At 46.6% G+C, this 26,478-nt stretch carries 31 protein-coding genes; 8 read left to right on the forward strand and 23 right to left on the reverse strand.

Going from position 1 to position 26,478, the window contains the following annotated elements; genetic code table 11:
* Positions 1-2 precede the first annotated feature (2 nt).
* The 23 genes from SPICA_RS08690 to SPICA_RS08800 form a co-directional block, all read right to left on the reverse strand.
* Positions 3-1,343 carry a dihydrolipoamide acetyltransferase family protein gene (locus SPICA_RS08690; protein ID WP_013969160.1) on the reverse strand — a complete coding sequence of 447 codons (1,341 nt, stop codon included), beginning with the start codon at positions 1,341-1,343 and terminating at the stop codon, positions 3-5.
* A 3-nt stretch (positions 1,344-1,346) separates the two neighbouring features.
* Complete coding sequence (locus SPICA_RS08695) at positions 1,347-2,327, reverse strand: pyruvate dehydrogenase complex E1 component subunit beta (protein ID WP_013969161.1); 981 nt, start codon at positions 2,325-2,327, stop codon at positions 1,347-1,349.
* Complete coding sequence (gene pdhA, locus SPICA_RS08700) at positions 2,318-3,325, reverse strand: pyruvate dehydrogenase (acetyl-transferring) E1 component subunit alpha (RefSeq protein ID WP_013969162.1); 1,008 nt, start codon at positions 3,323-3,325, stop codon at positions 2,318-2,320. Before pdhA ends, SPICA_RS08695 begins: the two co-directional genes overlap by 10 nt.
* A 2-nt stretch (positions 3,326-3,327) precedes the next feature.
* The gene (locus tag SPICA_RS08705; protein WP_013969163.1) at positions 3,328-3,768 is read right to left on the reverse strand and encodes a pyridoxamine 5'-phosphate oxidase family protein; all 441 of its coding nucleotides are present in this window, start codon (positions 3,766-3,768) and stop codon (positions 3,328-3,330) included.
* A gap of 394 nt (positions 3,769-4,162) precedes the next feature.
* Entirely contained in the window at positions 4,163-5,008 is an 846-nt protein-coding gene (gene pstB, locus SPICA_RS08710; RefSeq protein ID WP_013969164.1) for a phosphate ABC transporter ATP-binding protein PstB, read from the reverse strand.
* On the reverse strand, positions 4,995-5,855 hold the full coding sequence (pstA, locus tag SPICA_RS08715; protein WP_013969165.1) for a phosphate ABC transporter permease PstA: 861 nt from the start codon (positions 5,853-5,855) through the stop codon (positions 4,995-4,997). Before pstA ends, pstB begins: the two co-directional genes overlap by 14 nt.
* Positions 5,848-6,873, reverse strand: a complete 1,026-nt coding sequence (gene pstC, locus SPICA_RS08720; protein ID WP_013969166.1) for a phosphate ABC transporter permease subunit PstC — start codon at positions 6,871-6,873, stop codon at positions 5,848-5,850. The genes pstA and pstC overlap by 8 nt, the downstream gene beginning before the upstream one ends.
* A gap of 13 nt (positions 6,874-6,886) precedes the next feature.
* Positions 6,887-7,987, reverse strand: coding sequence for a phosphate ABC transporter substrate-binding protein PstS (gene pstS, locus SPICA_RS08725; protein ID WP_013969167.1), 1,101 nt, complete (start codon positions 7,985-7,987; stop codon positions 6,887-6,889).
* 82 nt (positions 7,988-8,069) lie between these two features.
* A complete protein-coding gene (locus SPICA_RS08730) occupies positions 8,070-8,336 on the reverse strand; it encodes a hypothetical protein (RefSeq protein WP_013969168.1) in 267 nt (88 codons plus the stop codon).
* A gap of 2 nt (positions 8,337-8,338) precedes the next feature.
* Positions 8,339-9,427 carry a hypothetical protein gene (locus SPICA_RS08735; RefSeq protein ID WP_156789649.1) on the reverse strand — a complete coding sequence of 363 codons (1,089 nt, stop codon included), beginning with the start codon at positions 9,425-9,427 and terminating at the stop codon, positions 8,339-8,341.
* A 54-nt stretch (positions 9,428-9,481) separates the two neighbouring features.
* Positions 9,482-10,870 (reverse strand): DUF92 domain-containing protein, encoded by a 1,389-nt coding sequence (locus SPICA_RS08740; protein ID WP_169311868.1) that lies wholly within the window; start codon positions 10,868-10,870, stop codon positions 9,482-9,484.
* 195 nt (positions 10,871-11,065) lie between these two features.
* A complete protein-coding gene (locus tag SPICA_RS08745) occupies positions 11,066-11,989 on the reverse strand; it encodes a phytoene/squalene synthase family protein (protein WP_013969171.1) in 924 nt (307 codons plus the stop codon).
* A complete protein-coding gene (locus SPICA_RS08750; protein ID WP_013969172.1) occupies positions 11,990-13,483 on the reverse strand; it encodes a phytoene desaturase family protein in 1,494 nt (497 codons plus the stop codon).
* An 18-nt stretch (positions 13,484-13,501) separates the two neighbouring features.
* On the reverse strand, positions 13,502-13,945 hold the full coding sequence (locus SPICA_RS08755; protein WP_013969173.1) for a hypothetical protein: 444 nt from the start codon (positions 13,943-13,945) through the stop codon (positions 13,502-13,504).
* A 12-nt stretch (positions 13,946-13,957) separates the two neighbouring features.
* On the reverse strand, positions 13,958-15,091 hold the full coding sequence (locus tag SPICA_RS08760; RefSeq protein ID WP_013969174.1) for an NADH:ubiquinone reductase (Na(+)-transporting) subunit F: 1,134 nt from the start codon (positions 15,089-15,091) through the stop codon (positions 13,958-13,960).
* Positions 15,092-15,100: 9 nt separating this feature from the next.
* Entirely contained in the window at positions 15,101-15,694 is a 594-nt protein-coding gene (locus SPICA_RS08765; RefSeq protein WP_013969175.1) for an Rnf-Nqr domain containing protein, read from the reverse strand.
* On the reverse strand, positions 15,691-16,350 hold the full coding sequence (locus tag SPICA_RS08770) for an NADH:ubiquinone reductase (Na(+)-transporting) subunit D (RefSeq protein WP_013969176.1): 660 nt from the start codon (positions 16,348-16,350) through the stop codon (positions 15,691-15,693). Before SPICA_RS08770 ends, SPICA_RS08765 begins: the two co-directional genes overlap by 4 nt.
* Positions 16,347-16,964 carry an RnfABCDGE type electron transport complex subunit G gene (locus SPICA_RS08775; RefSeq protein ID WP_013969177.1) on the reverse strand — a complete coding sequence of 206 codons (618 nt, stop codon included), beginning with the start codon at positions 16,962-16,964 and terminating at the stop codon, positions 16,347-16,349. The genes SPICA_RS08770 and SPICA_RS08775 overlap by 4 nt, the downstream gene beginning before the upstream one ends.
* Positions 16,961-17,956 (reverse strand): RnfABCDGE type electron transport complex subunit D, encoded by a 996-nt coding sequence (locus tag SPICA_RS08780; protein ID WP_013969178.1) that lies wholly within the window; start codon positions 17,954-17,956, stop codon positions 16,961-16,963. Before SPICA_RS08780 ends, SPICA_RS08775 begins: the two co-directional genes overlap by 4 nt.
* A 196-nt stretch (positions 17,957-18,152) precedes the next feature.
* Positions 18,153-18,917, reverse strand: a complete 765-nt coding sequence (locus SPICA_RS08785; protein ID WP_013969179.1) for a lipoate--protein ligase family protein — start codon at positions 18,915-18,917, stop codon at positions 18,153-18,155.
* A gap of 14 nt (positions 18,918-18,931) precedes the next feature.
* Positions 18,932-19,300: a hypothetical protein gene (locus SPICA_RS08790; RefSeq protein ID WP_156789650.1), complete on the reverse strand. Its 369-nt coding sequence runs from the start codon at positions 19,298-19,300 to the stop codon at positions 18,932-18,934.
* A gap of 6 nt (positions 19,301-19,306) precedes the next feature.
* A complete protein-coding gene (gene lipA / locus SPICA_RS08795; RefSeq protein WP_052296408.1) occupies positions 19,307-20,218 on the reverse strand; it encodes a lipoyl synthase in 912 nt (303 codons plus the stop codon).
* A gap of 292 nt (positions 20,219-20,510) precedes the next feature.
* Complete coding sequence (locus tag SPICA_RS08800; RefSeq protein ID WP_013969182.1) at positions 20,511-21,797, reverse strand: integron integrase; 1,287 nt, start codon at positions 21,795-21,797, stop codon at positions 20,511-20,513.
* 336 nt (positions 21,798-22,133) lie between these two features.
* Here SPICA_RS08800 and SPICA_RS08805 point away from each other — a divergent pair, with 336 nt between their 5' ends.
* The 8 genes from SPICA_RS08805 to SPICA_RS08835 all read left to right on the forward strand — a co-directional run bounded on the left by SPICA_RS08805 (position 22,134) and on the right by SPICA_RS08835 (position 26,471).
* Positions 22,134-23,051 carry a restriction endonuclease gene (locus SPICA_RS08805; protein ID WP_013969183.1) on the forward strand — a complete coding sequence of 306 codons (918 nt, stop codon included), beginning with the start codon at positions 22,134-22,136 and terminating at the stop codon, positions 23,049-23,051.
* Positions 23,052-23,168: 117 nt separating this feature from the next.
* On the forward strand, positions 23,169-23,588 hold the full coding sequence (locus tag SPICA_RS08810; protein WP_013969184.1) for a DUF3788 domain-containing protein: 420 nt from the start codon (positions 23,169-23,171) through the stop codon (positions 23,586-23,588).
* A 192-nt stretch (positions 23,589-23,780) separates the two neighbouring features.
* On the forward strand, positions 23,781-24,101 hold the full coding sequence (locus SPICA_RS08815; protein WP_013969185.1) for an alkylmercury lyase: 321 nt from the start codon (positions 23,781-23,783) through the stop codon (positions 24,099-24,101).
* Between the two features lie 54 nt (positions 24,102-24,155).
* The gene (locus SPICA_RS15280) at positions 24,156-24,632 is read left to right on the forward strand and encodes a (2Fe-2S)-binding protein (RefSeq protein ID WP_237255840.1); all 477 of its coding nucleotides are present in this window, start codon (positions 24,156-24,158) and stop codon (positions 24,630-24,632) included.
* Between the two features lie 253 nt (positions 24,633-24,885).
* Entirely contained in the window at positions 24,886-25,137 is a 252-nt protein-coding gene (locus SPICA_RS08820) for a ribbon-helix-helix domain-containing protein (RefSeq protein ID WP_013969186.1), read from the forward strand.
* Complete coding sequence (locus SPICA_RS08825; protein WP_013969187.1) at positions 25,115-25,534, forward strand: type II toxin-antitoxin system VapC family toxin; 420 nt, start codon at positions 25,115-25,117, stop codon at positions 25,532-25,534. The genes SPICA_RS08820 and SPICA_RS08825 overlap by 23 nt, the downstream gene beginning before the upstream one ends.
* 201 nt (positions 25,535-25,735) lie before the next feature.
* Positions 25,736-26,185 (forward strand): hypothetical protein, encoded by a 450-nt coding sequence (locus SPICA_RS08830; RefSeq protein ID WP_041396192.1) that lies wholly within the window; start codon positions 25,736-25,738, stop codon positions 26,183-26,185.
* Between the two features lie 16 nt (positions 26,186-26,201).
* Entirely contained in the window at positions 26,202-26,471 is a 270-nt protein-coding gene (locus SPICA_RS08835; protein ID WP_013969189.1) for a hypothetical protein, read from the forward strand.
* Positions 26,472-26,478 lie beyond the last annotated feature (7 nt).

Genomic DNA, 26,478 nt, shown 5'->3' on the forward strand with positions numbered 1-26,478 from the left:
TCTTAAAACAAGGCTTTTGCCGGATCTTCCCAGATTGCAGCGAGATCTTTCATAAAGGCTGCTGCGACAGCCCCATCTATAGTCCTATGATCACTTGAGAGGGTTGCCCGCATCATGGGTCGAATTACCATACTGTCCTGCCCCTGGGAATCGGTATGTACCACCACTTCCTTTTTAATAGCCCCTAAGGCGAGTATCGCCGAACCGGGGGGATTGATAATAGCAGTAAATTCCTCTACACCCCAAGCACCCAGATTGGAAATGGTGAAGGTAGCCCCTTCATAATCTTCAGGTTTAAGGCTGCCTTCCTTAGCTCGGGCAATGAGATCCCGCAATTCCCGTTCTATTTCTTCGATACCCTTATGGGCACAATCCCGAACCACCGGAGCAACAAGGCCATCTTCCAGCGCTACCGCAAGAGCCATATCGACCTGTGCATGGATCTGGATCCGATCCCCCAGCCAGCTGCTGTTAACCTGAGGATGTTTAGCAAGTGCCATGGCAGTGAGTTTCATGAAGATCGCGTTCAATGAGATCGTAAAACCATCCTTGCGCGCCTGGTTATAGGAAGTCCTCAGATTGATGAGATGCTCCATATCGATGGCCATACGCAAGTAAAAATGGGGCGCATCCCGCATAGATTCCCCCAGCCTGCGGGCAATGGTTTGCCTGAGCCGGGAAACGGGTAAGGTTCTAGCTTCCGCAGTTTGCGCTCCATAGGATGCACGATTTTGAGTATGAGAGTCGGCTCCAAACAAAGCATCAGATCGGGAAGCAGGACTTTCTAAATATCGAATAATATCCCGCTTTACAATACGGCCACCGGGACCAGATCCAGTCAGGGACCGCAAATCAATGCCTGCCTGTTGGGCAAGTTTTCGTGCTAAGGGGGATGATGGGGCTACTCCGCCTGGCAGGAATGGGGCGGCTGCCTGAGGTTGTGCTGCCTGAGGTTTTGCTGCCTGAGGTTGTGCTGCCTGAGGTTGTGCTGCCTGAGGCGCTTTTGGCACTTGCGGCCCCGGAAGCGGTGATGCGGGATTTCCATCTGCTGCCGGAGCGGTGCTCTGCGAAGCGGCCTGGTTCAGGATAGCTGAAATATCCTCGCCCTGAGTTCCAATCACCGCAATGAGATCCCCAACTTTTACAGAACTCCCTGCGGGGGCTACAATTTTAAGCAGCGTACCCTGGGAACCAGCTTCATAGTCCATAACCGCCTTATCGGTTTCGACTTCGCAGAGCACCGCTCCGCGTTTCACTTCATCCCCTTCTTTAATCTTCCAGGTCGCAATGGTTCCTTCGGTCATGGTAGGTGAAAGGGCTAACATAGGAACAGGTACTGCCATACATTACTCCAGATAGAGGACGCGTTTTACCGCGCTCTTAATTTTTTGAACACCCGGTTGCACTTCCAGTTCTAACTGATGGTTATAAGGCATGGGCACATCATGGGAGGAAACCAGTTCTACTGGTGCATCTAATATATCGAAGCGATCTCGGGAAATGGTATAAGCGATGTAACTGCCTACACTGGCCACTGGCCAGGCTTCATCCACCACTACAGCCCGGTTTGTCTTTTCTATTGAATGATAGACTGTTTCCATATCAAGGGGTCTGAGGCTTCGCATATCGATAATCTCAGCGGAAATGCCCTCTTTTTCCAGTTCTAAAGCGGCATCCAGACAGTAGCGCACAGGCTTAGAAAAGCTGATAAGGCTCACATCGGTACCGGTTCGAAGGATATTAGCTTTGCCAATGGGGATGAGGTACTCTTCATCGGGAACTTCACCACTAGTACCATAGAGCATCTCTGCTTCGAGAACCACCACAGGGTCATCATCCCGAATGGCACTCTTCAGCAGTCCATAGGCATCGGCGGGGAATGCAGGGGCAACTACCTTGAGCCCCGGTATATGAGCCCAGTAGCTTGCGAAGGACTGGGAGTGCTGGGCTGCCAGATATTCTGCAGGGCCGTTGGGCCCCCGGAATACAATAGGCATCTTAAACCGGCCACCGGACATATATCTCATTTTTGCTGCGTTATTGACCACCTGATCAAGGGCTAAGAGGGCAAAGTTATGGGTCATCCATTCTATAACGGGCCGTAATCCTACCTGGGCAGCACCTACACCAATGCCAGTAAAACCCAGTTCAGTTATGGGGGTATCGATTACCCGTTTTGGTCCATATTTGGCAAGCAAGCCCTTAGAAACCTTGTAAGCCCCATCATATTCAGCAACCTCTTCCCCCATCAGAAATACCGAGGGATCCCGGACCATTTCTTCATCCAATGCCCGATTTAAGGCTTCGCGATAGGTTATTATAGCCATGAACTTCCTCCCTGCCGAAGCTGTTCCAGAGGATAGGAATCGGCATACACATCCTCAAAAAGGGTTGGTAATGCGGGTTCAGGACTGGATTCGGCAAAGGCGACCGCCTCAGCAACCAACCCTTCTATTTCGTTTTCCAAAGCTTCCACATCGGACTCTTTAATAACTTTATCCGCTAATAGACGGTCCTGATAAATCAGGATCGGATCATGTTTCCGGTATGATTCAACTTCTTCCTTGGTGCGGTATTTCTGGGGATCACTCATAGAGTGGCCCTTATAACGGTAGGTACGTATATCGAGCAGAACCGGTAAGCCCTGCCGGGCCGACTCAACAGCCTCTGAAAAGGCGGTGAAAACCTCAAGGACATCCATTCCATCAACCTTACGGCCCTGGATCCCATAACTGGCACCCATTACCGAAAATTCTTCGACAGAAGACACTCGTTTAAAACTAGTGCCCATACCAAACTGATTATTCTCACAGGCATAAATAACCGGCAGATTCCAGATTTTTGCCATATTGAGACTTTCATGAAAGGCACCCTGATGAATGGCCCCATCTCCAAAAAACACCGCGGTAACACCGCCTGTTTCCTGGTATTTCTGGGCAAAGGCTACACCGGTAGCTATGGGAATCTGGGCTCCCACAATGCCATTACCACCCAGAAAATGTTTCTGCTCATCAAACAGATGCATGGATCCCCCCTTTCCTCGGGAAGAACCGGTAATTTTACCAAAAAGTTCTGCCATAACCGCTTTGGGATCCATACCACAGGCAAGGGCAAAGCCATGATCTCGATAACCGGTCAGAATATAATCCTTGGATAAATCCAAGGAGGCAACTGTTCCAACGGCGACCGCTTCTTGACCATTATATAAATGGCAGAAGCCACCGATCTTACGAAGCCCGTACATTTTGCCAGCCTCTTCTTCGAAACGGCGAATAAACATCATATCAAAGAGGATTTTTTTCTTTTGTTCCTTTGAAAGTTCCATTATTATTTTACCTCCCGGTAAAACCGTTCATTTTTCATCGGATAGAAACAGGAGACCGCTTCTATTTCAGTCTCTATGACCACCACATTCCTTGAATCTTCATTAACTTTCCAGAAAATCTGTAAATGAGGACCTATGGCTTCCATTACTTCCGACTTTAATTCCGGGTCACCGACAAGTACAGCCCGACCTTTTACGGATATTACTTCATTCAGAACTGTACTCTGAAAGGTCCATTCTACCTGACTGTGGTTTCGAATCTGTTCAGCCTTTCGGGAATTTGGTGCGGTGATTGCGTAGATAAAATTGGGCCTATCTTTAATCATAGTCGGTGTCATCCAGCGGTTGTGAGGATAGCCTTCGGCATCTACAGTGGTTAAGAGCCCTACCTTTGATGCTGAGATGAGCCGCTCTATTTTACCGATAAATTCTGCAGATTCCATAACGTCCTCCTGGTAATGTCTGTATTGGACCACTCAGTCCTCCTTTAAGCCTAAGAAATGAGCTAGTAAATTGCAAATGAATCATAGAGGTTATTTATATATTACTAATATTATAATATTTAAGTCAAAATTTTTTGAAGAATGGATTGAACGCAGGAGACAATAAAAACCGGCTGGTTCGATTTGCCAGCTTCGATATAAAAGAAGCTCCCCGGGAAAAGGAGAAAAACCCGGGGAGCTAAAAAGGAAAGGAGGAATGAGATGAGGAACTGGCTACTGCCGAGCACCTGTAACTATAACAATACAGGTACGTGAAGGTAACAAAATATTCCAGTAATCCTGCTTTAGTTGATAGGAATATTTTTCAGAACTCCTGTCATTGGAATAGTATAGGTTAACCTAATCGGCCGGATATATAATCCTCCGTACGCTTATCCTTTGGATTGATGAAGATTTCCTTGGTCTCCCCGTATTCCACAAGCCGGCCCTTATGATCTTCCCCTGCCATAAAAAAGGCAGTCATATCAGAAGCCCGGGCTGCCTGCTGCATATTATGGGTTACCAGAACAATGGTGTATTGCTCCTTCAGACTGAAAAGCAGGTCCTCTATCTTTAAGGTAGCCGTTGGATCCAACGCAGAGGCCGGTTCATCCAGCAAAAGAATTTCCGGCTCAATAGCCAATGCCCGGGCAATACAGAGCCGCTGCTGCTGACCACCGGAAAGGGCGGTCCCGGGAGCATTGAGCTTATCCTTTACTTCATCCCAAAGTGCTGCGGATCGAAGAGATCGCTCAACCACTTCATCGTAATAAGACTTCTTCTGTTTTGGGAGGTTGAGCCTGAGTCCTGCGATGACATTTTCATACACCGTCTTTGTTGGAAATGGATTTGGTTTCTGGAACACCATACCAATCCGCCGTCGTATCCGTACAGGGTCTGCATCGGGGGCATAAATATTTTCCCCATCAACAAGAACCTCACCCGTAGCATAGGCTCCCTTTATAACTTCATGCATCCGGTTAATACAACGGATCATGGTAGATTTACCACATCCGGAGGGTCCGATAATGGCGGTAACGAGTCCTGGATATATATCAAGATTGATGTCTTCTATAGCATGCTGTTTACCATAATAGGCGTTTAAATTGCGTATTTGAATTTTTGGTTGGCTATTTTCAGCCACAGTTTCAGTTTCCCTATGGGGACGAACAATATCAGCCATGGATTTAATGAGACTCATGATTCCACCTTCGTGTAAAGTATTTAACCGCACCACTAATAATGCCTACTAATGCAATGAGTAAGAGGGTTGCCCCCCAGGCTTTCTTATGCCAGTCATCATAGGGTGAAATAGCATAACTATAGATTTGCAGGGGCATAGCTGCCATGGGTCTGCGTAGATCAAAATTAAAAAATGTATTACCAAGGGACGTAAGGAGCAATGGAGCGGTCTCTCCTGCAGCTCGGGCTACCGCCAGCATGATACTGGTAAGCAGTCCTGGTAATACCGTTGGTATCACAATAAAAAGTACTACCTTCCATCGGGGAGTACCTAGTGCAAGCGCTGCTTCTCGAAGGGTGTCCGGAACCAATTTTAAAATTTCTTCTACACTTCGAGCAATAATCGGGATCATGATGACTGCGAGCGCCAAAGAACCTGCTAAGCCTGAATATCCTGTAATCGATCTTACTACTAAAGCCCAGATAAAGATACCAACTACTATCGAAGGAAGTTCTGCAAGCAGTTCTACTGCAAAACGAACTGCAGTAGCGAATTTAGTTTGCCCATATTCCACAATAAAAATCGCTGTTGCCACCCCTACTGGGATTGCAATAAGAGCTGCTACTGCAAGCATAATCAGGGTACCTACTATGGCTGGTGCAATACCACCCCCTTCTTCACCATAGGGTTTTGGAATCTGCGTGAAAAAATCCAGGTTAAGAGCCCCTATACCATTCATAAATATATGAGAAATGATAATAAAGAGTATTGATACAGAAAGTACGGTAGCAATAATCACTAATCCATAAAAGAAGGCGGCGCTAAGCTTTCTGGTTCTCATCCGGGCAAGTTCAACATCATGCATGACGGGCATCGCCTCCTTTTAAAATATAATTGGTTAAAAAGTGAGCTAATATATTAAAGGCCGATGCAACTAAAAGGAGCAAAAGCCCTAACTCGACGATTGCACTAAAATAAATTGAGGAGTCGGCTTCGGTAAACTGATTAGCTATTGCACTGGCTATGGTATAACCCGGCGTTAATAACGAGGGACTTATTTTAGTGGTACTGTTTCCTATAACCATGGTTACTGCCATGGTTTCACCGATTGCCCGCGCAAGCCCTAACATGGCACCGCCAACAATACCCCCCCGAGCATAGGGAAGGACCGCACCGGTTAACACTTCCCATTTGGTTGCACCCAGGGCCAGCATACCCTCTTTTTGGAGTCGGGGCACATTTTTTAATATTTCCCGGGATACAGAAAGAATAGTGGGAAGGATCATGATTGCAAGAATCACACTGCCCGTGAGCAAATCCTGACCAATAGGAGGACCTTCCACGAGCATATTCAGCATAGGAATAGGCTCTAGGAGGGTTTGCAGAAAGGGTTCTACAGTACTTCGCATAAAGGGAACAAGTACAAAGAGCCCCCAGATGCCATAGGCCACACTGGGTATGGCTACCAAAAGTTCTATGATAAAGCTGACGATTTTTCCAAGCCAAAGGGGAGCATATTCAACAATAAAAAGGGCCGATCCTAATGCCAAGGGGGTGGCAAGAATGAGGGCTCCCACCGACGTAACAACGGTGCCAAATATAAAGGGAAGAGCTCCAAAACTGATGGGATTCAATTCAGTTTCTACCGGATTCCAGTCTGAACCGGAAAAAAAACTAAACCCAAAACGTTCAATCGATTCCAGGGAGTCATAAAAAAGGAGTAATACAAAGGCAGAAAGAAGAACTATAACAAAGGCAGAGGCGCTTCCGATAATCACCGAAAAGACCCGGTCGCCCGGGTCTCTTATAACGGATAAGCGCCCCGGATCCGCTGCTTTACCAAGTTTGAGCTTCTCTCTCAAGACCATCCAGGGCTTTTTCATTACGCTTTAATCCTTATTTGGAAATGCTTTCAGGCAGCGCCTGTTTACCATTAACCTGTATTTTCTTAATCAGCACTTCAGATTTCTTGATTGCATCTACAGGGAGGGGTGCATAGTCCAGGGCTTCGCAGTACTGTTGTCCATCATGGGTAGCCCACCAGAGCATCCGGGTCAGAGCAAGGGCTTTTGAAGGGTCAGTCTGATTGGTGTAGGCAAGCAGCCAGGTAAAACCAACAATAGGGAAGGCTTCGGTGTTATCACTATTTACCAGCTTAACCCGCATATCTTCAGGAAGGGTCACTCCCTGAGCGGCGAGCGAAGCGGTCTTCATATTGGGGGTTATAAACTTACCGGCCTTATTTTTTACCTGACCAACCGCAAGCTTGTTCTGGTTAGCATAAGCCAGTTCCACATAACCGATTGAATAAGGAGTCTGCTTTACGACACCAGCCACACCTTCGTTTCCCTTTCCACCGAGACCCACAGGCCATTGAACAGAGTTACCGGCACCAACCTTTTTTGCCCAGCTTTCGCTTACCGCAGCCAGATAACTCGTCCAAATATTGGTAGTACCGGAACCATCGGAACGGCGGGCTACTACGATATATTTGTTGACGTTCTTCAGAACCGGATTGTCGGCTACAAGTTTGTCATCATTCCATTTTACAATTTCACCGAGGTAAATTCCTGCCAGTGTTTCAGGGGTAAACTTAAGACTGTCCTTAACTTTTGCAAGCTCAGGAATATTGTAGGTAGGGACAACGGCACCCATAGCAGCGGGAATATGTACAATTTCTCCGCCCTTGGCTGCGGCAAGCTGTTCATCGGTCATGGGTCCATCGGTAGCACCGAAATCAACGGTCATATCGCTGATACTCTTGATACCACCACCAGAACCAATTGACTGGTAGTTTACCTGTACTCCGGTAAGCTTGTTGTATTCGCTGAACCATTTGCTGTACAGGACTGCGGGGAAAGTAGCCCCTGCACCGGTAAGATTCTTTGCTTCACCTGCCTGAGCTCCCTTTATTAAGCCGCTTCCGGGTATAGCCTGAGCAAAGAGGGTGGTACCAAGCACCAGGGCACTCACCATAGTCATTGCCAGTTTCTTCATATCGACCTCCTAGTCAATCATAAGATGGCTGTAATCTATAAGGGCGATATGAAAAGACTATAAAGATATTGTTAAAATATGATTAAAACTCTTTATTTTTTTTTAGTTCCGCTTCCCATTCGGCAATAAAGTGTTCGTAGGCTGCAATGGTGGCATATAAAATGGTATCCTGCAGTTCGCCACGGCCAATCCAATCCATACCATCGAGGTGATATAAATGTTGCAGCATTTGTTTGAGATCTTCGAGGGTAAGATTGGGATCATACTGCCGGCGCCGTTCAAGTCCCCGGACTTCCTGCTCAAAGGTTTCTTCATACTTGATATCCCGCCATTCTGCGGCACCGATCATACTCATCTCCTTGAAAAGGTTCTTGTAATTATGGATTCAGATCCCGGTACAAGCCGGCCAAACTGTTCGAACCAGGCCTGAACCCTGCAGAAAATCCATCTGCCTTGTGAATCAAAGGAATACTGGTAGCGGTATTCAAAAAGGCCCTCTTCATTGCGGCCATACTGCCGGACCAAGCGGCCCAGTTCATCATACTGAAAATTCCGATCATAATCAGACCCATCAGGCTCATCAGAAATAATTCCAGATCTGATAACCCGGACGAGGCGGTTTTTCCCATCATAAAAAAAAGAAGTCTGAACTTTCTCATCCGACATAACAGCAATATGGTTGTAGGCATTATATTCCCATCGCAACAGAGAGATCGACGAACCATCACTGGCAATGTTTTCCAACTGGACAGGCCTGCTATCCGACCAGGTGTACTGATAGAGTGTCTTAAGTTCACCGGTTTCAGAATACCAGCTTTCATCAACTGCAGAGCCCCAGTAACGTAACACCCCAAAATAGCGCTCCCCTTCCCGTTCATATTGAAACCGAAGGGGCCGATCATCTTCATATTCTAAGACCGAAATACGAGTTTTTTCATCGCGTAATTCCATATTGATGGGCAGCGTTGCAGCATTTCGCCTAATAACAACAGTGGTGTATACCCCAGCCCAGGGTATTGGCACGAGGGCAAGTTTTCCTGAGGCATCAAAGGCCAACTCAAAGCGGTTATTTTCATAGGCTACCGCAACGGATAGATTCTTTTCTTCTGGAATTGCAAGCAAGTCCGGTGGTAACAGGGCCGGTTCGAACAGAAAAAAACCTGTGCGCTCCTCTTGGCCTACATTCCACCCTTGTACCTTATTCCATAGGTATAAAAAAGGGATGGGCTGTGCTTCAGCGGTTACTGCCGCCGCAGGGGTTGCTGCAGCCACAGGGCTTGCTGCCGCAGGGGTTGCTGCAGGTGTTGCTGCAGCACGTTTCTTTTCGTTTTGGGCTGCACCGGAAATATTAGGCTGCTTCGGTGGGATAGAAACGTTTTGGGCGGGTAACAAGCCCACCGCCCAGATAATAAAGGTGAAGATTACTACAGAGCGTTTCATGGCATTCATTGTACACTTTTGCTCTTAAACGGGCTAGAACCTTCGGGCTACACATTACTGTATTGCCATATACCAGAAGGAAGTTAAAAAAGTAGCCACCAAGATGGACAAAAAATTGACCATATCATTGTTCATCCAGGTAAAACCCTTAATGAGTTTGTTTTTCATGTCGCCCGTATAGGGCCGTTCAACGAGCTCTCCTGTTTCGGCGCAGCGATATTGGGCTTGTATGGTGGCCCCAAGGAATGAATCGAAAAGAGCACCCATAAAGCCACCAATGAGCACCGGTACCAAAGCTTTATGAGCCTGGAAGGGTGCAATCACAAACACCAGTATGGCAATGATCAGGGAACCCAAGAGGGATGCGGCAAAACCAAATGGGCTTACACCGCCGGAAAAGCCCGGCTCCAGGGGTTTAAAATTAATGATAGACCGGGGTTTCCCGCGATTCAGAACTCCCAATTCACTGGCCCAGGTATCAGCGGTGGCGGCAGCAAAGGATACGAGCAGTGCAATCAGAAAAAGTTGGCTTCCCGTAAAAGCATACAGAACAGAGCTCAGCATCCCTACTCCTCCATTGGCAAAAACCTGGATCGCATCCCGCCGGTCTCCCTTTTCATGGATCCTCTGTAGGCCAAGCCGTTCCTTTTGTTCTTTCCTGATACGGCTTGCCATGGTGGAAGATATAAAAAAGGCAGCTAAAACCAAGAGACCTCCCAAACCCGCACCCATATAAATAACCGTCCCCAGTCCAAGTCCTGCAAGAGCCCCTTCTGCCGTTACTGCATGTTTATACCAGGCGGCATAAGCAGCTGCGGCGAGACAGGAAAAGGCAAAAATAAATGATGTATTCAGGGTGAGGGGTGAAATATAATAAAAATAAAGAGCTGTCCCAAGAGGTACTGTCAGGTTATCGAGTCCAAAGGGTGAGAATACTTCCAGGTAGGCCGCTACAAGACCGGTCCCGATACTACGAAGGAGCACATTCCAAAGGGTAATCTCTGGATTAAAAGCACGGGTCATTAAAAAAACGACCAGACTGGATACGGTAAACATCGCAATGGTTCCGGCCATTGATTTTCGCCACCCAAATACATTGCCAGAAGGACTAGGTACTCCTTCCCCTACTATGGCAGCTAAGCCATCTCCCCAGCCAAGGACTAGAATAGCCGTACCGGCAGTCCACTTCGGCATGAAGTCATACCAGGATGCAAGTACCAACAGCAACAAAGACAGAGGAAAATAAACCGTCCCGTAATTATGCCGGGACGCTTCGATATTCATTCCCTTAAATGCATTAGTCTGAATACTGATCCAGTTTAAAATGATAAAGACCGCTGGTCCAATGCTTGCGATGATTGGATTTTCTATCCAGAACATGGCAAAGAGCCACCAGTGAGAAACACCGATATGAACCAGTTTACGGCTTGTTTTCGGAGACATAGAGCCCCGCCCGGATAGTAAATTTGCCAAAGCTATGAATATAAAGACATATACAAATGAATAAATGAGGCCTAAAAGATCTTTAAGTGGAATATTACTCATAATAATTCCTAATATCACCATATCAAGTAGTAAAGGCAAGGCCTAGCTGCACCAGGATTCAAAACAATCCTGAATTCTAATATATTCCGTTCTTCATACCCGTATACCCGCAAAAAGATTTGTAAAGAACTGAAGCAGTATCCTGCCCTTGCCAGGTTTTACCTTGCGTTGAAACACCACCAGCGGGTTCTGTTCTATGGTTTTTGCAGTCCACCAGTACATGTCTGCAGCGGTTTTAATGGGAAGGCGATACCGGTAGGGGATAGAGCGGTACCCCGCAACAGCACCGATTTGCCATTGCCGGTATCTGTTCAGGTGGCCTACCAGCCATGCAGAAAACCTTTCGGGGTGATTGAATGCCCACTGGGGATCGACAATATCTTCGACTTCACCTTCCAGCGGTAAATAACGGCGGCCTAATGCGCGGTCCTCAGCCACATCCCGGATAAAATTGATGTACTGCATCGCCCGGCCAAGCAGTTGTGCCGCTTCATAGGCCCTGTCGGGCAAGTCCATACAGCGGCTCATGAATAGCCCAATCACCTCCGCAGAACCATACATATACGAAAGACATTCTTCCAGGCTGTCATAACGGTTCTTGATGAGGTCCGCTTCCATGGCATCTAAAAAAGCCACTGTCCAGGCAGGATCGAATCCCAGTTCACGGCCCAACTCCGCATAGGCCTCGATGACGGCCTGATCTTCAGGGGCCGGCAGTCCTGTTTCAATGCCAGCTACGGACAGTCCTGTTTCATGTTGGTGAAGATGAATACCCAGAGCTTTCTCAGCATAAGTGCGAAACCGGTAAAACCCTTCCCGATCCTGGGGCTGGGCATCGACAAAGTCATCAGCCCGGCGGACAAAGGCATAGAGGGTGAACACCCGCTCCCGGACCTGTTTTGGGAAAAAAATGCTTGAGTTAAAATAGGTTTTACTGCCCTTCTGAAAGGTAGCGCGCTGAAATGCAGCCAGTTCATCGGGGCTGATCGACCCCTTGGACACTGTGGATGCTTCCACCTAAGCCTTCCCATTGAGATAACTGGTCACTATAGGGGCTACCACCTGGGATGCAATAAAGGTCATGGGCACCCCCACACCAGGATGGGTATACTGGCCCGCAAAGAAAAGTCCCCGTACTTTTTTGCTCCTCATGGAAGGCCTGAACACTGCGGTCTGCCACAGGGTATGGGCCATACCCAAAGCGGTACCCTTAAAGGCATGATATGATTCAGCAAAGTCCCGCTGAGAGAAGATCCGCTCCACCTGTATGTAGGGCTTTATGGTAATTCCAAGCCGCTGTTCCACATGGGCTAGGGCCTTCTCATAATAGGCCTGACGAACATCGTCCGAATCATCCAAGCCCGGTGCAACCGGTACCAGCAGGAACAGGTTTTCCTTATCTGGTGGTGCAGCTCTACGATCGGTTTTAGAGGCCGCGGAGAGATAGAAACAGGGGTTATCCGGCCAATGGGGTCTTTTAAAGATACTGTCAAAATGAGCATCCCAATCACGGGAAAAATACAGGTTGTGATGAGCCAGTTCCGGGATTTCCCGGTTAAGCCCCAGGTAGGCAATAAACATACTGGGCGCGAGAACTGCCTTATCCCAATACGGGCGGCTATGGTTGGCATGTTCAGGATTCAGCAGGTCCCGGTCGGCATGGGCATAGTCGCCGCACATAACCGCCGCATCGGCGGTGTACTCCCGCAGTTGCCCATGTTGTTGGGCCCGGACGGTGGAAAGCCTGCCCTGTTTTTCATCAATATGCTGGACCTCGGTTCCGTATTCTATGCGGACCCCCAGTTCCTCGCAGAGTTTTACCAGGCCCTCTACGATGGCGTACATGCCGCCTTCGGGGAAATAGACCCCATCGGACAGGTCTAAATAGGACATCAGGGAATATAAGGCCGGGGCATTCGAAGGGCTTGCACCAAGAAATACCATGGCATATTCCAGGATTTGGCGGGCTCGAACATCGGTAAAGAAGCGCCGCACATAGGGGTCCAGAGATTGGAATACATTAAGTCGTAGGCCCTCGGTCATAAGCCGCCAGTTAAGAAACTGGAAAATATGCCGGTACTCCCGATATAAAAAGTCCTCCATGGCTGTATTGTATTTGTAGCGGGAATTGGCCACATAGGCTTCCAGCTTCTTGCCAGCGCCGGATTCGAAGCCTTCGAAGACCTTTTTTGTTGCTTCGAAATCGCTGGTAATGGTAACCGGATCCTGACCTTCGAAAAATACCTTATAGTGGGTTTTTAGTTTATTCAGCCTATAGTAGTGCTCCCGCTCTTTTCCAAAGAGGCGAAAGTAGCTATCGAAAACTTCAGGCATCAGGTACCAGGATGGACCCATATCAAAGGCAAAGCCATCCTTTTCCCACAGCCTTGCCCGGCCTCCGGGGGAATCGCATTTTTCCAGAATAGTAACCTGTAAGCCTTCTTTTGCAAGCAAAGCCGCAGTGCTCAGGCCGGCAAAGCCGGCCCCAATGACGAGAACCTGTTTTTTCATGCTCGTGATCCTTTCTTTTCAGTAGAGAATCCGTTTTAAAACCACCGGGTCGAGGCGGAAGGGGCTTCCCTGTCCCTGGCAGAAGTGGTGAACCCGTAACAGGTGCAGAGAAAGGTCCGAATAAATAACAGAATCGGTTCCCCGCTGAACGGAAACGGCGTTTTTATGATAGAGACCGTCTCCATAGGGACAGGGAAGCCGGCCCCGGGCTTCATCGCTTTTTACAAGGTAACGGTCCTCTACGGTGATGGGCTCCCCAAGACCTTCGGCGCCCTTTCGCGCCAGGATTTCCAGCCTATCCGCCACCTGGTCAAAGTCGAGCCCCAGGGCCTTAAAAAGCTCTTCATCGGCTTCTATGATATCCGTGAGGGGCCGGGTGTCCTGACCCAAAAAACCCGTACTGGTGAGGACGCCGGCCTTCATTTTTTCATAGGCGGTCCGTTCATCAAAATTCATCTTCATGGCCTGTCTCCCTTATGCGAACTTATCAAAATAGATCTTGTCCTGACCAATTCCGTTGGCGGTCATGACTTTGATACAGGCATCGATCATGCCAGGGCTTCCGCAGAGGTAGCCCTCCATGGGTTTATCCTTACTGATCTGCTCCTTAAAATAGGAATCCAAAACATTGGTAATTAACCCCACCGGACCGGTCCATTCATCCTCAGGCTTGGGCTCTGAAAGAGCCGGCACAAAATGGAAGTTCGGGAACCGCTTTGCCAGGTCTGCCATTTCATCAAGATAGAACATATCCCGTTTGGACCGGGCTCCAAAGAAGTACCAGATGTCCCGATTGGTCCACTGGCCGGTCTGGGCCATGTGGTTGAGCATGGACTTAAAGGGGGCCATCCCGGAACCACCGGCCACGAATACCATAACCGCATCGGTATCCCGGACAGCGAACTCGCCGAAGGGGCCCACGACCTCTACAGGGTCCCCCTCTTTAAGGTGCTGGTGCACCCAGGTGGTGGCAATGCCGCCGGGCACGAGGCGGATAAGAAACTCAATGTGTTCCTTATCCTGGGGGGTAGAGGACATGGAATAGGCTCGCTGGATACTCTCCTTAAGCTCCCCATAGGGGGGAACGACCAGCTGGGCATATTGGCCTGGGGTAAAGGAAATCCCCCCCGCGGCGATGGCATCATCGGAAAGCCGTAAATACACTTCTTTAATATCGTAGGTAAGGTTCCGAATCCGTTCTACCCTGGTCTTGAATTTCCGTACATTAAAGAGGCTCTCCGGCAGTTCTATGGCCAGATTCTGTTTTACCTTAATCTGGCAGGAAAGCCGAACATTTTTCGCCACCTCCTCAGGATTCATATAGGGAAGCTCCGTCGGCAGATGGGGGCCCACATCGGACAGCACTCTGACTTTGCAGGCACCGCAGGAACCGCGGCCGCCGCAGGCAGAGGGGACAAAGATATTCTGAAAGGCTAAAGTGCCCAGCAGGGGACTTCCGCCCTTTACGGTGAGCACCTTCTTACCGCCGTTTATGTCAATGGTAACTTCGCCATAGTCGTTCACAATCCGGTCAGTGACGGAAATAATCAGGGCAAGGATTGATGCAATGAGGGCAACCACCAGGGGCCCAAGGAGCAAGGGACTCATCTGTACCTCCTACTGGACGCTGAGCATACCGGAAAAGCCGATGAAGGCCATGGCCATAAAACCGATGGTGATGATGGTAATCCCGGGACCCTTAAGTCCCGCGGGGACTGGGGCTACATCAATCTTTTTTCGGATTGATGAAAGGAGCATGATGGCCAGCCACCACCCCGCGCCGGAACCGAAGCCAAAGCTGAGGGTCTGCCAGAAATTGTAATTCCGGATCTGCATAAAGAGGATTGCTCCCAGGATGGCACAGTTTACCGTAATGAGGGGGAGGAAAATACCGAGGGCCATATACAGGGCCGGAGATAGGCGGTCTATAACCATTTCCAGAATCTGGACTATGGCGGCGATAACGATAATAAAGATGATGAACGAGAGGTACTCGAGCCCCAGGGGCTCAATAACAAGCTTAAGCACCGCCCAGGACACCACCATGGTGATGGTCATGACCACGGTAACCGCAAGACCTAAACCAAAGGAGCTTTTCTGGTCCTTGGAAATAGAGATGAAGGAGCACATCCCGAGGAAGTTAGCCAGAAGGATGTTGCTCGTGAATATGGATGCAAAAAGCAGGGTGATGGGATGAACCACAGGACTCATTTTGCGCCTCCTTGTGATGCTTTTGCAGCGATCTTCATGTTTTCCTGCATGGTCTTAGCGCCCCAGATGACCAGGGCAACCAGGAAGAAGGCACTGGGGGCCATAATCATGATGGTCCAGGGAGTAAAGGCTTCGCCCATAAGGCTTGTCAGGACCGGAATACCGAAAAGACTGCCGAATCCCAGGATTTCCCGCACCACCGCAATGAGCATGAGGACCGCCATATAACCAAAACCGCTGGTTAAGCCATCCCAGAAAGACAGGAGGGGCGGATTGGAACGGGCAAAACCTTCGGCCCGGCCCATGATGATACAGTTGGTGATGATGAGTCCTACATAGGGGCCCAGGGACCGGGAAATATCAGGCAGGTAGGCCCTGAGTACAATATCAATAATGATAACATAGAAGGATATGACCAGCACCTGGACAATCATTCGGACCTTATTGGGGATAAGCTTATTCATCGCAGAAATGCTCATACTGGAAAATGCGGTGGTCAGGCTCACCCCAATGGTCATAATTGCCGTATTGGTCAGGTTATTGGTTACCGCCAGGGTCGAACAGATACCCAAAACCTGAATAAAGATGGGATTATTCCACCAGAGGTTCTGTACCAGAATTTCAGCAGCGGGGCTACGTTTTTTCGCTGGGCTCATTGGAGGCCTCCCTTATCACGGAGTGTTTTAAACATGCGTAGTTCCTTGTTTACAATATCCTCTATAGCCTGGCTCGTACGGGATGCACCGGTTACCGCATCTACCTGGCTGTTATCAGGGTCTGGATCTCCCTTCCCGCTTCCCTGGCGGACCGCAATGCCCTCGGGACCAATTTTTTCACCCCTGAACTGGGTTTGGAACCACGCTTCATCGATGCGGCCCCCAAGGCCTGGGGTTTCATTATGAGCAAGGATCCGGAAACCCTCTATCCGCTCGACCTGCTGGTCCACCGCCAGAATCGCCTGGATGGTACCCCAGAGGCCAGGACCGGCAACCTTGGTGGCATATCTGGGCTGACCATCTACGGTAGCCTTGTATATAAGGCCTGCATCGGTCTTAAGGGTCGAAACCTGAGCATCATAGAGGGAGTCCACTTCGCCTGGGGCGGAGTACCCTATCCCCAGGGCAGACAAAATGGCGGACCGTTCGGCAAAGCGCCGATTGGCCGCAACCCTGTCTTTGGTAAGCTCATTGGCTAAAGCAAGGAAAAACACAAACACCATACAGATGATGAAGGTAAAAAGTACTGTATAGAGCATGCTGTCCCGTTTCATTGTGCACCCCCTGTGGTTTTCTGCGCACCAGCCGACGCTGATGGTGCAGACTTCTCTGCTGCGGGAACCTGAGGGGCAGTAGCCGCTTTCGGCTTTTTGCCTGTTACCAGGTCATCGAACATGGAGGCTGCCGTATTAGCCAGAAGGACGGCAAAACTGGTACCCTCGGGGAACAGGGCGAAACTTCTGATGAGCACCACTGAAACACCGATGACCGTTCCATAGAGCCACTGGGCCAGAGGCTTCTTAGGCGCCGTGACCGGATCGGTAGCCATAAAGACCGCCACATAAAGGAAACTCCCCACTAAAAGGGATTCCATGGGAAGCACCCGGGAAACCCCCGCTAAAAGGAGGGCACCGTTCAGAAGAACCGCCGAACCGATCGTAGAGGCTATAAGCCGCCAGCTTGCGGTTTTGGTGGCAATAAGGTAAATAGCCGCCAGAAGAATCAGGATAACCGAACTTTCTCCCATGGAACCCATACGGAATCCTGTTATGGCATTAAGCACCGAAAGGGGCTCACCCTGACGGAGCTGGGCCAGCGGCGTGGCTGCCGTCATGCCATCTACCGGATAGCCCCACAGACCTGCGGAAGCGCCAAAAGCGCCGGGCTCAACAAAACCAGCCTGCAGAATCGTGGCAAAGGAAATATATACAAAAAGCCGCCCGGCAATGGCCACATTAAAGATATTTCGGCCAAAACCGCCGTACACCTCTTTGGCCATGAAAACGGCGAAGACAATGCCTACCGCAACAATCCAGAGGGGGACCACCGGCGGCATGGACAGGGTGTACAGGGCACAGGTTACAAGAACCGCTTCACTGACCTTTTTACCCCGTTTTTTTTCAAATAGATACTCTACCGCCACCCCCAGAGGAAACACCACCAGGGCAGTTAGGATTGGACGTAATCCATAGAGATATATAGAAAACAGAAAAATAGGCGCAAGACTGTAGAGCACCTTGCGCATGATCGGTTGTTTTTGAAACAAGGTATCCTCCTCTCGGATACCAGTATATGGAGTCTAAAAAATTTATCAAGCTATTTTTATTGATTTTTAATAATTATTACTAATTTGGACTTATATGAGACCATCGGGGACGTCTGCCCCAGGTAACATGCCCCCACGTAATACACCCCGGCGTAACACACCCCAACGTGTATCCCCCCCCCCGTGTAACCAGGGATTATCGCTTCAGATTCCAGTCCTCACTGGCAAAACGGGAACGGGCAAGGTTCTCTGCCCGTTCAAGTTCTGCCGCCGACGGTTGCTCGACGACCAGGTTCAGATCCAGGGCTTCTCTAAAGCCCTGTTCCAGAGCCATGGACACTGCATCGAAGGAGACAGTACGGCCCAGGATCCTTGAAAGACTCGTTACCCGCTCTTTAACATCCGCAATCGCCTTGCCCCGCGCCTTTTCTGAAGGGACCTTGAGCAAGGTGAACATAAGGTCCACATCCACATCGAGGAGGATGGTACCATGCTGGAGGATACAGCCGAGCTTTCTTGTCTGGGCATTGCCGGAAATCTTCCTGCCTCCCACTACAATATCATTGATCGGAGCAAATTCCGCAGTTACCCCCAGTTTTGCAAGCCCTGCTACGATGCCCTGACAGAGCCTGCCATAGCTTGCCAGAATGTTCTGGTCTGCCAGAGGATGGTCAAAGGGAAGAACGATGCTGTAGGTTACTTCAGATTGATGAAAGACTGCCCCGCCGCCGGTAATGCGCCGGACCGTATCGATGCCATGCTGGCGGCAGGCAGACAAATCGACCTCTTCCTGCATCCCCTGAAAATATCCAATTGATATAGCCGGGGGCTGCCAGCCATAGAAACGAAGGGTTGGCGGTGCCTTAGCGGCGGCTACGGCCTCAAGAATTGCCTGATCAAGACCCATATTATAGAAGGCATTATGAAAACCTGTTCTGAGTAAGCGCCACTGGTAAGCCATGTCATTACCCTCCGTTATGCAGTTGGATATGAGGTCCCGTTCATGGTCCGGGCTTCCTGAGCTTCTGATGAGTCAGCTGCTATGGCAGCAGTGCGGATCAGTTCTGCAAGTCCCGATCCGCTTATACCCTGCAGTTCCAGCCCTAACTGCTGGGCCAGTTCAGTAAAACGGTCCTCCAGAGTTTCCAGACTGGTTCCTGACAAGGCTGATTCAAGATTTTCAAAGGCTTCTTCAGGAACTGCAAAGAAGTCCCCCCGGATCTGGATGGATCTGATGACAGGCCCTTCCAGTTCTGCGGTAAAACGGATCAGCTTACAGCCTGCCGGCTTCCCTACTCCCTGCAGTATCATCATTGTTCCTCCCCCTTTTGTCTTCCGGTTCATGAAACATCATCGCTCCCCCTCCCCTGCGATCCCTTCATGAGCGGTGTGCTTTCCTCCGGTACCGTCATGCCAGGCTTCCTGGGCATGGTAACTCGTACGGGCAAAGGGACTTGCAACTACGGTGCTAAAGCCCTTTTCCCGGCCGATCCGGGCATATTCCCTGAATTGGTCCGGATGAATATATGCAACTACAGGTAACTGCTTCGGGCCGGGCTGAAGATATTGACCTAACACCAGAACGTCCACGCCAACTGAACGGAGATCATCCATGGCCGAGAGCACCTCATCAACCTGTTCTCCGAGACCAAGTAACATACTCGATTTGGTTACCGAAATCCCACCCTGTTTTGCAAGATACAGGGTATGGAGACTCTTTTCGTAGGAAGCCCGCCTATCACGAACCTGCTGAAGGGACCGGACTGTTTCTATATTATGGGCCACCACGTCGGGCCTGGCTTCGAGAACTGCTTCGATTTCTCCTTCTACAAAATCGGGTATGAGCACCTCGACCCGGACAGCGGGGTTCAGATCCTTTATGGCCCGGATGCAGCAGGCAAAGTGATGGGCTCCCCGGTCTGCAAGGTCATCCCGATCCACCGAAGTGAGGACCGCATATTTGAGTCCCAATTCCTGGACCGCCAGAGCAAGCTGTTCTGCTTCTTCCGGAAGCACGGGCTGACCGGTTTTCGCAGTAGCGACCGCGCAGAAACGGCATTTTCGCGTACAGGTATCCCCCAGAATCATAAAGGTGGCGGTTCCCGCCCCCCAGCATTCACCCTTGTTAGGACAGCGGGCTTCGTCACAGACCGTATGGAGGGACCGGCGTTCGAGAATCGCTGTGACATGCTGCCAGGTCTCGCCAGAAGGTACTTTCACCCGAATCCATTCGGGCTTTCGCAGGGGTGTTATTCTAGACATGAGATGAGTATAAACAACAATTAACTTATTTACCAAGAGCCTTGTCATGAAAGGTGTCTCATTCCCAGATTCTTCATTGCGAAGTTCTCCATTACTAATATTTTGTTTAATTTTTCCAATATCAAAAATTTATTAATCTAATTCTCGATCAATTAAAAATTTAGTTTTATACCTTGACCGTTTAGGAATGCTGTTTCATGATAATTAAAAATGCGGTTTCCTGCCTGTGAGTCAGTTTCGGCGGCCATATGCATAATCGCTGTCATATAGCTATGGTTCAGCCCTGGCCTCTCTAAGGTGATAACCGAGCCAATGCTTCTATGGGACTGATGACACCCCGCTTATTCTTGACAGCCACATGGGTGTAGATCATGGTTGTTTCCACATGGGAATGTCCAAGCAGTTCCTGTATGGTTCGGATGTCGTACCCATCTTCTAAAAGATGGGTGGCAAAGCTGTGCCGTAAAGTATGGGCCGAGGCTAGCTTATTGATACCCGCAGATCGAACCGCATCATGAATCTGTCGCTGCAGCACCGAAGGATGCATGTGCCAATAGGCACTTGTACCGGTTCGTTCATCGTTAAAGATGGTTTTTGATGGGAACAGCCAGTACCAGGTCCACTCATATTGGGCGGCAGGATATTTCAGGGCAAGTGCCTCAGGCAAATACACACCGGCGGCCCCCTTCTTGCGGTCCCGCTCCCATCGCAGATGCAGGTCGTCCAGGTATGCCCGCATGGGACTATGCAATACCTTAGGAAAGAGCGTGAGCCTGTCCTTGCCCCCCTTGCCTGAACGGACTTCCAGGGTTTCATCATCGAAATTAAGGTCCTTAACCCGCAGGGAAAGGCATTCTTCGAGCCGTATACCACTAGCGTACATGAGGGAAGCCATAAGACGGTAGGGGGATTGTAAATGGGAAAGAAGCTGGCCCACTTCAGCACGGGTGAGTACCACCGGTAAACGCCGACGCCGCTTTGCTCGAAGTGCCGAAGCAAGCCCATCCACATCAACATGAAGAACAACCCGAAATAAAAGAAGCAAAGCATTAAAAGCCTGTTCCTGGGTAGCTGCAGAGATTTTCCGTTGTACCGCCAGGTAACTTAAGTAGGATCGCAGGTGATGTGCCGTAATACGGGGCTGTTCATCCCGCCATTCAGGTTTGATGAACCTTTCTACATAGTCCAGAAAGCGGTTGGTCCATGCAAGGTAGGCCTTTTCGGTGCGCAGCGCCAGATGCTTAATCCTGATATGATCCTGTATGGACCGGTACACTTGAGCGCGGTAGGCAATCCAGGGATTCTGATCCGACTCGACAGGCGCCTTTTTATTCCCCTTCATTGTATCGATAAACAGCAGGTACATCGACACCGCTCTTTGAGCCTGAGTAACTACATAGTTCTTTTTATAGCTTGATAAATGTTGTATAAAATTTTGAACGGCACCCTCACGATTCTGTTCCCATTGAGGAAATGCTCTACAGAACCTTTCAACCCAATAACAGATCCAGGAAATATCCTTATCAGAAAAATGGTTACTCTGCTTTAAAAAATGGGAAAACCTGCTGAGATCAGGCATGACATGCTCCTATTCATAAACATCGCATGGCAAACATACTGTTCTGTAGATTGTAGGTCATGGATGCAGAAGTCACCTGCTGTTGTCGCCTTCTTGCTCCTGTATGGATTTTCTCAGGCGCTTCAAAGAAAAAACTGAAATACAATAGGCCCCCTTATATAGTTTTCTTGCAAATAGTACGGTAGGATATCATATATCGCTTTAATGAAAGATAAGATAAGAAGAGAAGATTGATAGCCGGTAAACATTTCGAAGAAATGTTGCAAGCTCCCATATAGAGGGGTATAATATGGTAGATGTTAGAAGGACCCTCTGGGCGATAAAAAAGGAAAACCAATGATACCTGATTATCAATCTTGTATGTTACCATTATTAAAATTTGCTTCTGATGAAAAAGTACATACTCTTCCAGAAGCAGTAGTATATATTGCTTCGTTATTCAATTTGACGGAAGAAGAAAAGAAACAAATGTTACCGAGTGGAACGCAAACTATAATTTTTAATAGAGTTGGTTGGGCTAAGACTTACTTAAAAAAGGCTGGATTACTTGAAGATCCAAAACGAGCTACATTTAGAATAACAAAAAGAGGAATAGACCTTTTAAAAGAAAATCCACCCGAAATAAATACCAAATACTTAGCTCGGTATGAAGAATTTGTTGCATTTCAAAACAAGAAGTCTGAAAAAAATAAAAATAAAAATGTTATTTCTGAAGAAACAGAAAGTAATATTACCCCAGAGGAATCCATTGAATTTGGTTTCCAAAAATTAAAGGATTCTGTTTCTGAAGATATAATAAATAAAATCAAAGAATGCTCTTCTAATTTTTTTGAGAAACTTGTAGTTGAGTTATTGGTCAAAATGGGTTACGGCGGTACATTAAAAGAAGCTGGTCAAGTTCTAGGAAAATCAGGAGATGGTGGAATAGATGGAATCATAAAAGAAGACAAGCTTGGATTAGATGTAATATATATACAAGCAAAAAGATGGGAAAATGTAGTTGGAAGACCAGAAATACAAAAATTCGCTGGAGCCCTATTAGGTCAAAAGGCTAAAAAAGGTATTTTTATAACAACTTCATGGTTTACAAATGACGCTTTAGATTTTGTTAAAAATTTAGATAGTAAAATAGTATTAATTGACGGGGAAATGCTTACAGATTTAATGATTGAATATAATCTAGGTGTTTCAACATATAAAATTTATGAGTTAAAAAGAATTGATAATGATTATTTTGTAGAAGACGACTTCTAACAATTGCTTTAAGCAGATTCGCCTATTGTCACGGTTCTTGCTTACACAAGAACGCGTGCCAATGACGGCTCACTGCTTAAGCAAATGTTAGGATGACGCTTCGCGCAAGGAGATAATATGAAGGATGAAAAACCTGTATTAGCGGATGAAACTATTGAACCAAGCGAAAAAGTATTAAAAGGTGTTCTAAAAAGTGTTTACCCAATTTACAAAGAACTGATTGATGAAATAACATCAGAAAATTACAAATTGAATGTCGAATGGAAATACTACAAAGATGGAAAATCCTGGCTATGTAAAGTTGTAAATAAAAAGCGAACAATTTTTTGGATTTCAGTATGGGAAGAATACTTTAAAGTAGCGTTTTATTTCACAGAAAACTTCGATGAACAAATTACAAATTCAGGAATAAGTGAAAGCATTATAAAACAATATATGGAAAACAAACCAATTGGAAAATTGAAGCCACTGACAATTGATGTAAATAGTAATGAATTAATAAAAGAAATAATAAGATTAATTAATATAAGAAAGTAGAAGAATCCTAACAAGCGCTTCAACCTGACAAATCCTTTGGCACGGTTATGCGCTGTCGAGGACTCGGCGCAAACCGCGCCAAGCCTTCGCTTCGCTCAGGCACGGATTTCCAGGTTAAGCGCGATGTTAGATGGACCCTTCGGGCTGAATACAAGAATTGTTTTGTCATAATTGATAGACATGGAGAATATTATGATAGAGTTTCAATATTTTGAGGGGTGTCCAAATTCAATGCAATCATTAGCAATATTGCGAGAATTTATGACTATTGCAAAAATATCGGAAGATAAACTTGAAATAGTATTGATCACGAATGTAGAAATGGCTCGAAAAAAGAATTTTCAAGGTTCTCCTACAATTCTCATTAATGGTGTAGATATTTACACAATGAAAAAGCCTACTGGTTATAGCTTTTCATGTAGAATATATGAAATAAATGGCGTTTCCACTGGTAAATTACCTTTATCTTTTATACAGGATCGATATAAAGAGCTTTTAATTGACAAAAAATAGAAAAAATTTCAAATAAATCCAAAATCCATTATAAATGGCAAGAATACAATTATATTGACAAGAGAAAAAAATAAGTTCAAGAATTGTCCAGAATGCAATTTACCAGGTATAATAGTAAAAAAGGAAACTGTCATATCATTACTATCAGAAGATGCAATAATACGAATCTCAGGAGATAGTTTTGCTCTTTGTATGAATCCGGATTGTGATATTTCATATTACGGCCTGGATTCAAATATTAGTTTCAAATGCGATGAAATGAATGTACCATTATGGTTTAAAAGAAATGCACATCCGATTTATGCTTGTTACTGTAGCAAAGTAACGAAAGACGATGTTATAAATGCAATAAGAAAAGAAGGAGCTATGACAGTACAAGATATAAATAGAATTACTGGTTCAATGAAGAACTCTGATTGCTCTCATCATAATCCATTAGGAAAATGTTGTCATAAAATGATTCAAGATATAATTGATGAAGAAAAAATGTCATCTAACAACTGCTTCAACCTGACTTGCCCTTTGTCATGAAAATTGCATGGTCGCTACGCTCCATCATGCAATTTTCACGCCAATCCGCTACGCGGAACGGGCTGCGCAGGTTAAGCAAATGTTCTGCGGACCTTGCAGGCGTTGAGAGAATTGATAAAACCACAGTAAAAGTGTAGTTTTTAATATACATTCATCAATATAAAGCATAATAATATAAAGAATTGCTTATATTTCAATTTATATTGATAAAATAATATTATTGTATTACTAAAAGTATTACAGGAAGCGATATATGACTACAGTTCGGTTACCTACTGAAATTGAACAAAAATTAGAGGCTATTTCTCAAGAAAAACATAAATCTAAATCAGAAATAATTAAAGAAGCGCTTGAGAAATTATTTTATTCTGAAGAATCACAAAAGAATTCATATGAACTTGGAATTGAGTTTTTTGGTAAATTTGGAAGTGGCAAAGGAAATCTTTCAGTTACTTACAAAGAAAAAATAAAGGACAAGATACATGCTAAACGACGTACTCATTGATGCTGATTCTTTAATTGCTTTATTTGATAAAGATGATCATTATCATGAAAAAGTAAAGGAATTCATAAAGAATAAAGATTATAAATTTCATACTACGACAGCTGTAATAACTGAAGTCTTACATATGCTTGATTTTAGTGTAAAGGTTCAAATTAATTTTCTTGAATGGATAATGCTTGGTGGTATATTGCTATATGAAATAAAACAAACTGATTTAGGAAAGATAATTGAATTAACTAAAAAATATAGTGACCGTTCCATGGATTTTGCAGACGCAACACTCGTTCTAGCTGCAGAACAATCAAAAATAAGAAAAATAATTAGCATAGATTCAGATTTTGATATTTACCGATTACCTGGAAAAGTTAGAATAGAAAATATATTTCGAGATATATAAGACGCAGAACAATTGCTTTAAGCAGATTCGCCTATTGTCACGGTTCTTGCTTACGCAAGAACGCGTGCCAATGACGGCTCACTGCTTAAGCAAATGTTAGAAAGACGCTCCGCGCGGGGGAGAGAAATTTAGCGAAATTTAGACATTCGGGAATGTCATTTCTAAGCGATTTTTTATAGCAAAGAAACAGTTGGAGGAAGTATGATGGCTTTTTTGGTCTCAATCGCTTGTATCGGCATGCTTGGAGGTACTGAATGGTGCATTAGAAAAGTGATACAAAAGCCCGCTCTGCTTAGGTGGATCGCACTATTACCGCTGGCAATCGTAAGGTCACTTTCATTTTTCGGTATTATCTATGCGGTATTCGGCTACATATTTCCAATATCTCCTAACATAGTATTTGCCATTAATTGGTCAGCTTGTCCAGTAATAATGTTGTTCACCATATCAATGGTCGCCCCCAAAGGCGGCTACCAGATAGCAAATGTCTTAGGAGGAATGTGGATTCTGCTGTCAGTAATAGAAATATTTATGAAGTATGAAAGGTATGGAATTAGAATATTTCAAGTAATAGCGATGACCATATTTTTATGGTACTTATTCATCGAGAGAAGGGAAAAGGGAAAATCGAATCTAATCAAACAAATATGATATCAAGGAGGAAAAAATGAAAAGTATTGCTGTAATTGGCTGGATCATAATAGGATTGCTGCAATTTAGCGCAATGGTCAGTGGCTTTGTGGATACCCTGGGTGGTTTTTTTGGCATCGCCGCCGCTTTATTACTTGGGCAAGTGCCCATACTTGGGACGATAATGGGGATTATTGGAGCGATGTCCTCATGGGGGTGGAGCTTAATTCAGTCTATTGGGCTCTTTATTGGAGCTCCTATAGGTATTATGGTGATAAATGCAATCGCATTCAAAGATAAAGATTAGTCTTCTC

The organism is Gracilinema caldarium DSM 7334 (assembly GCF_000219725.1).
GTDB classification, from domain to species: Bacteria; Spirochaetota; Spirochaetia; order Treponematales; family Breznakiellaceae; genus Gracilinema; species Gracilinema caldarium.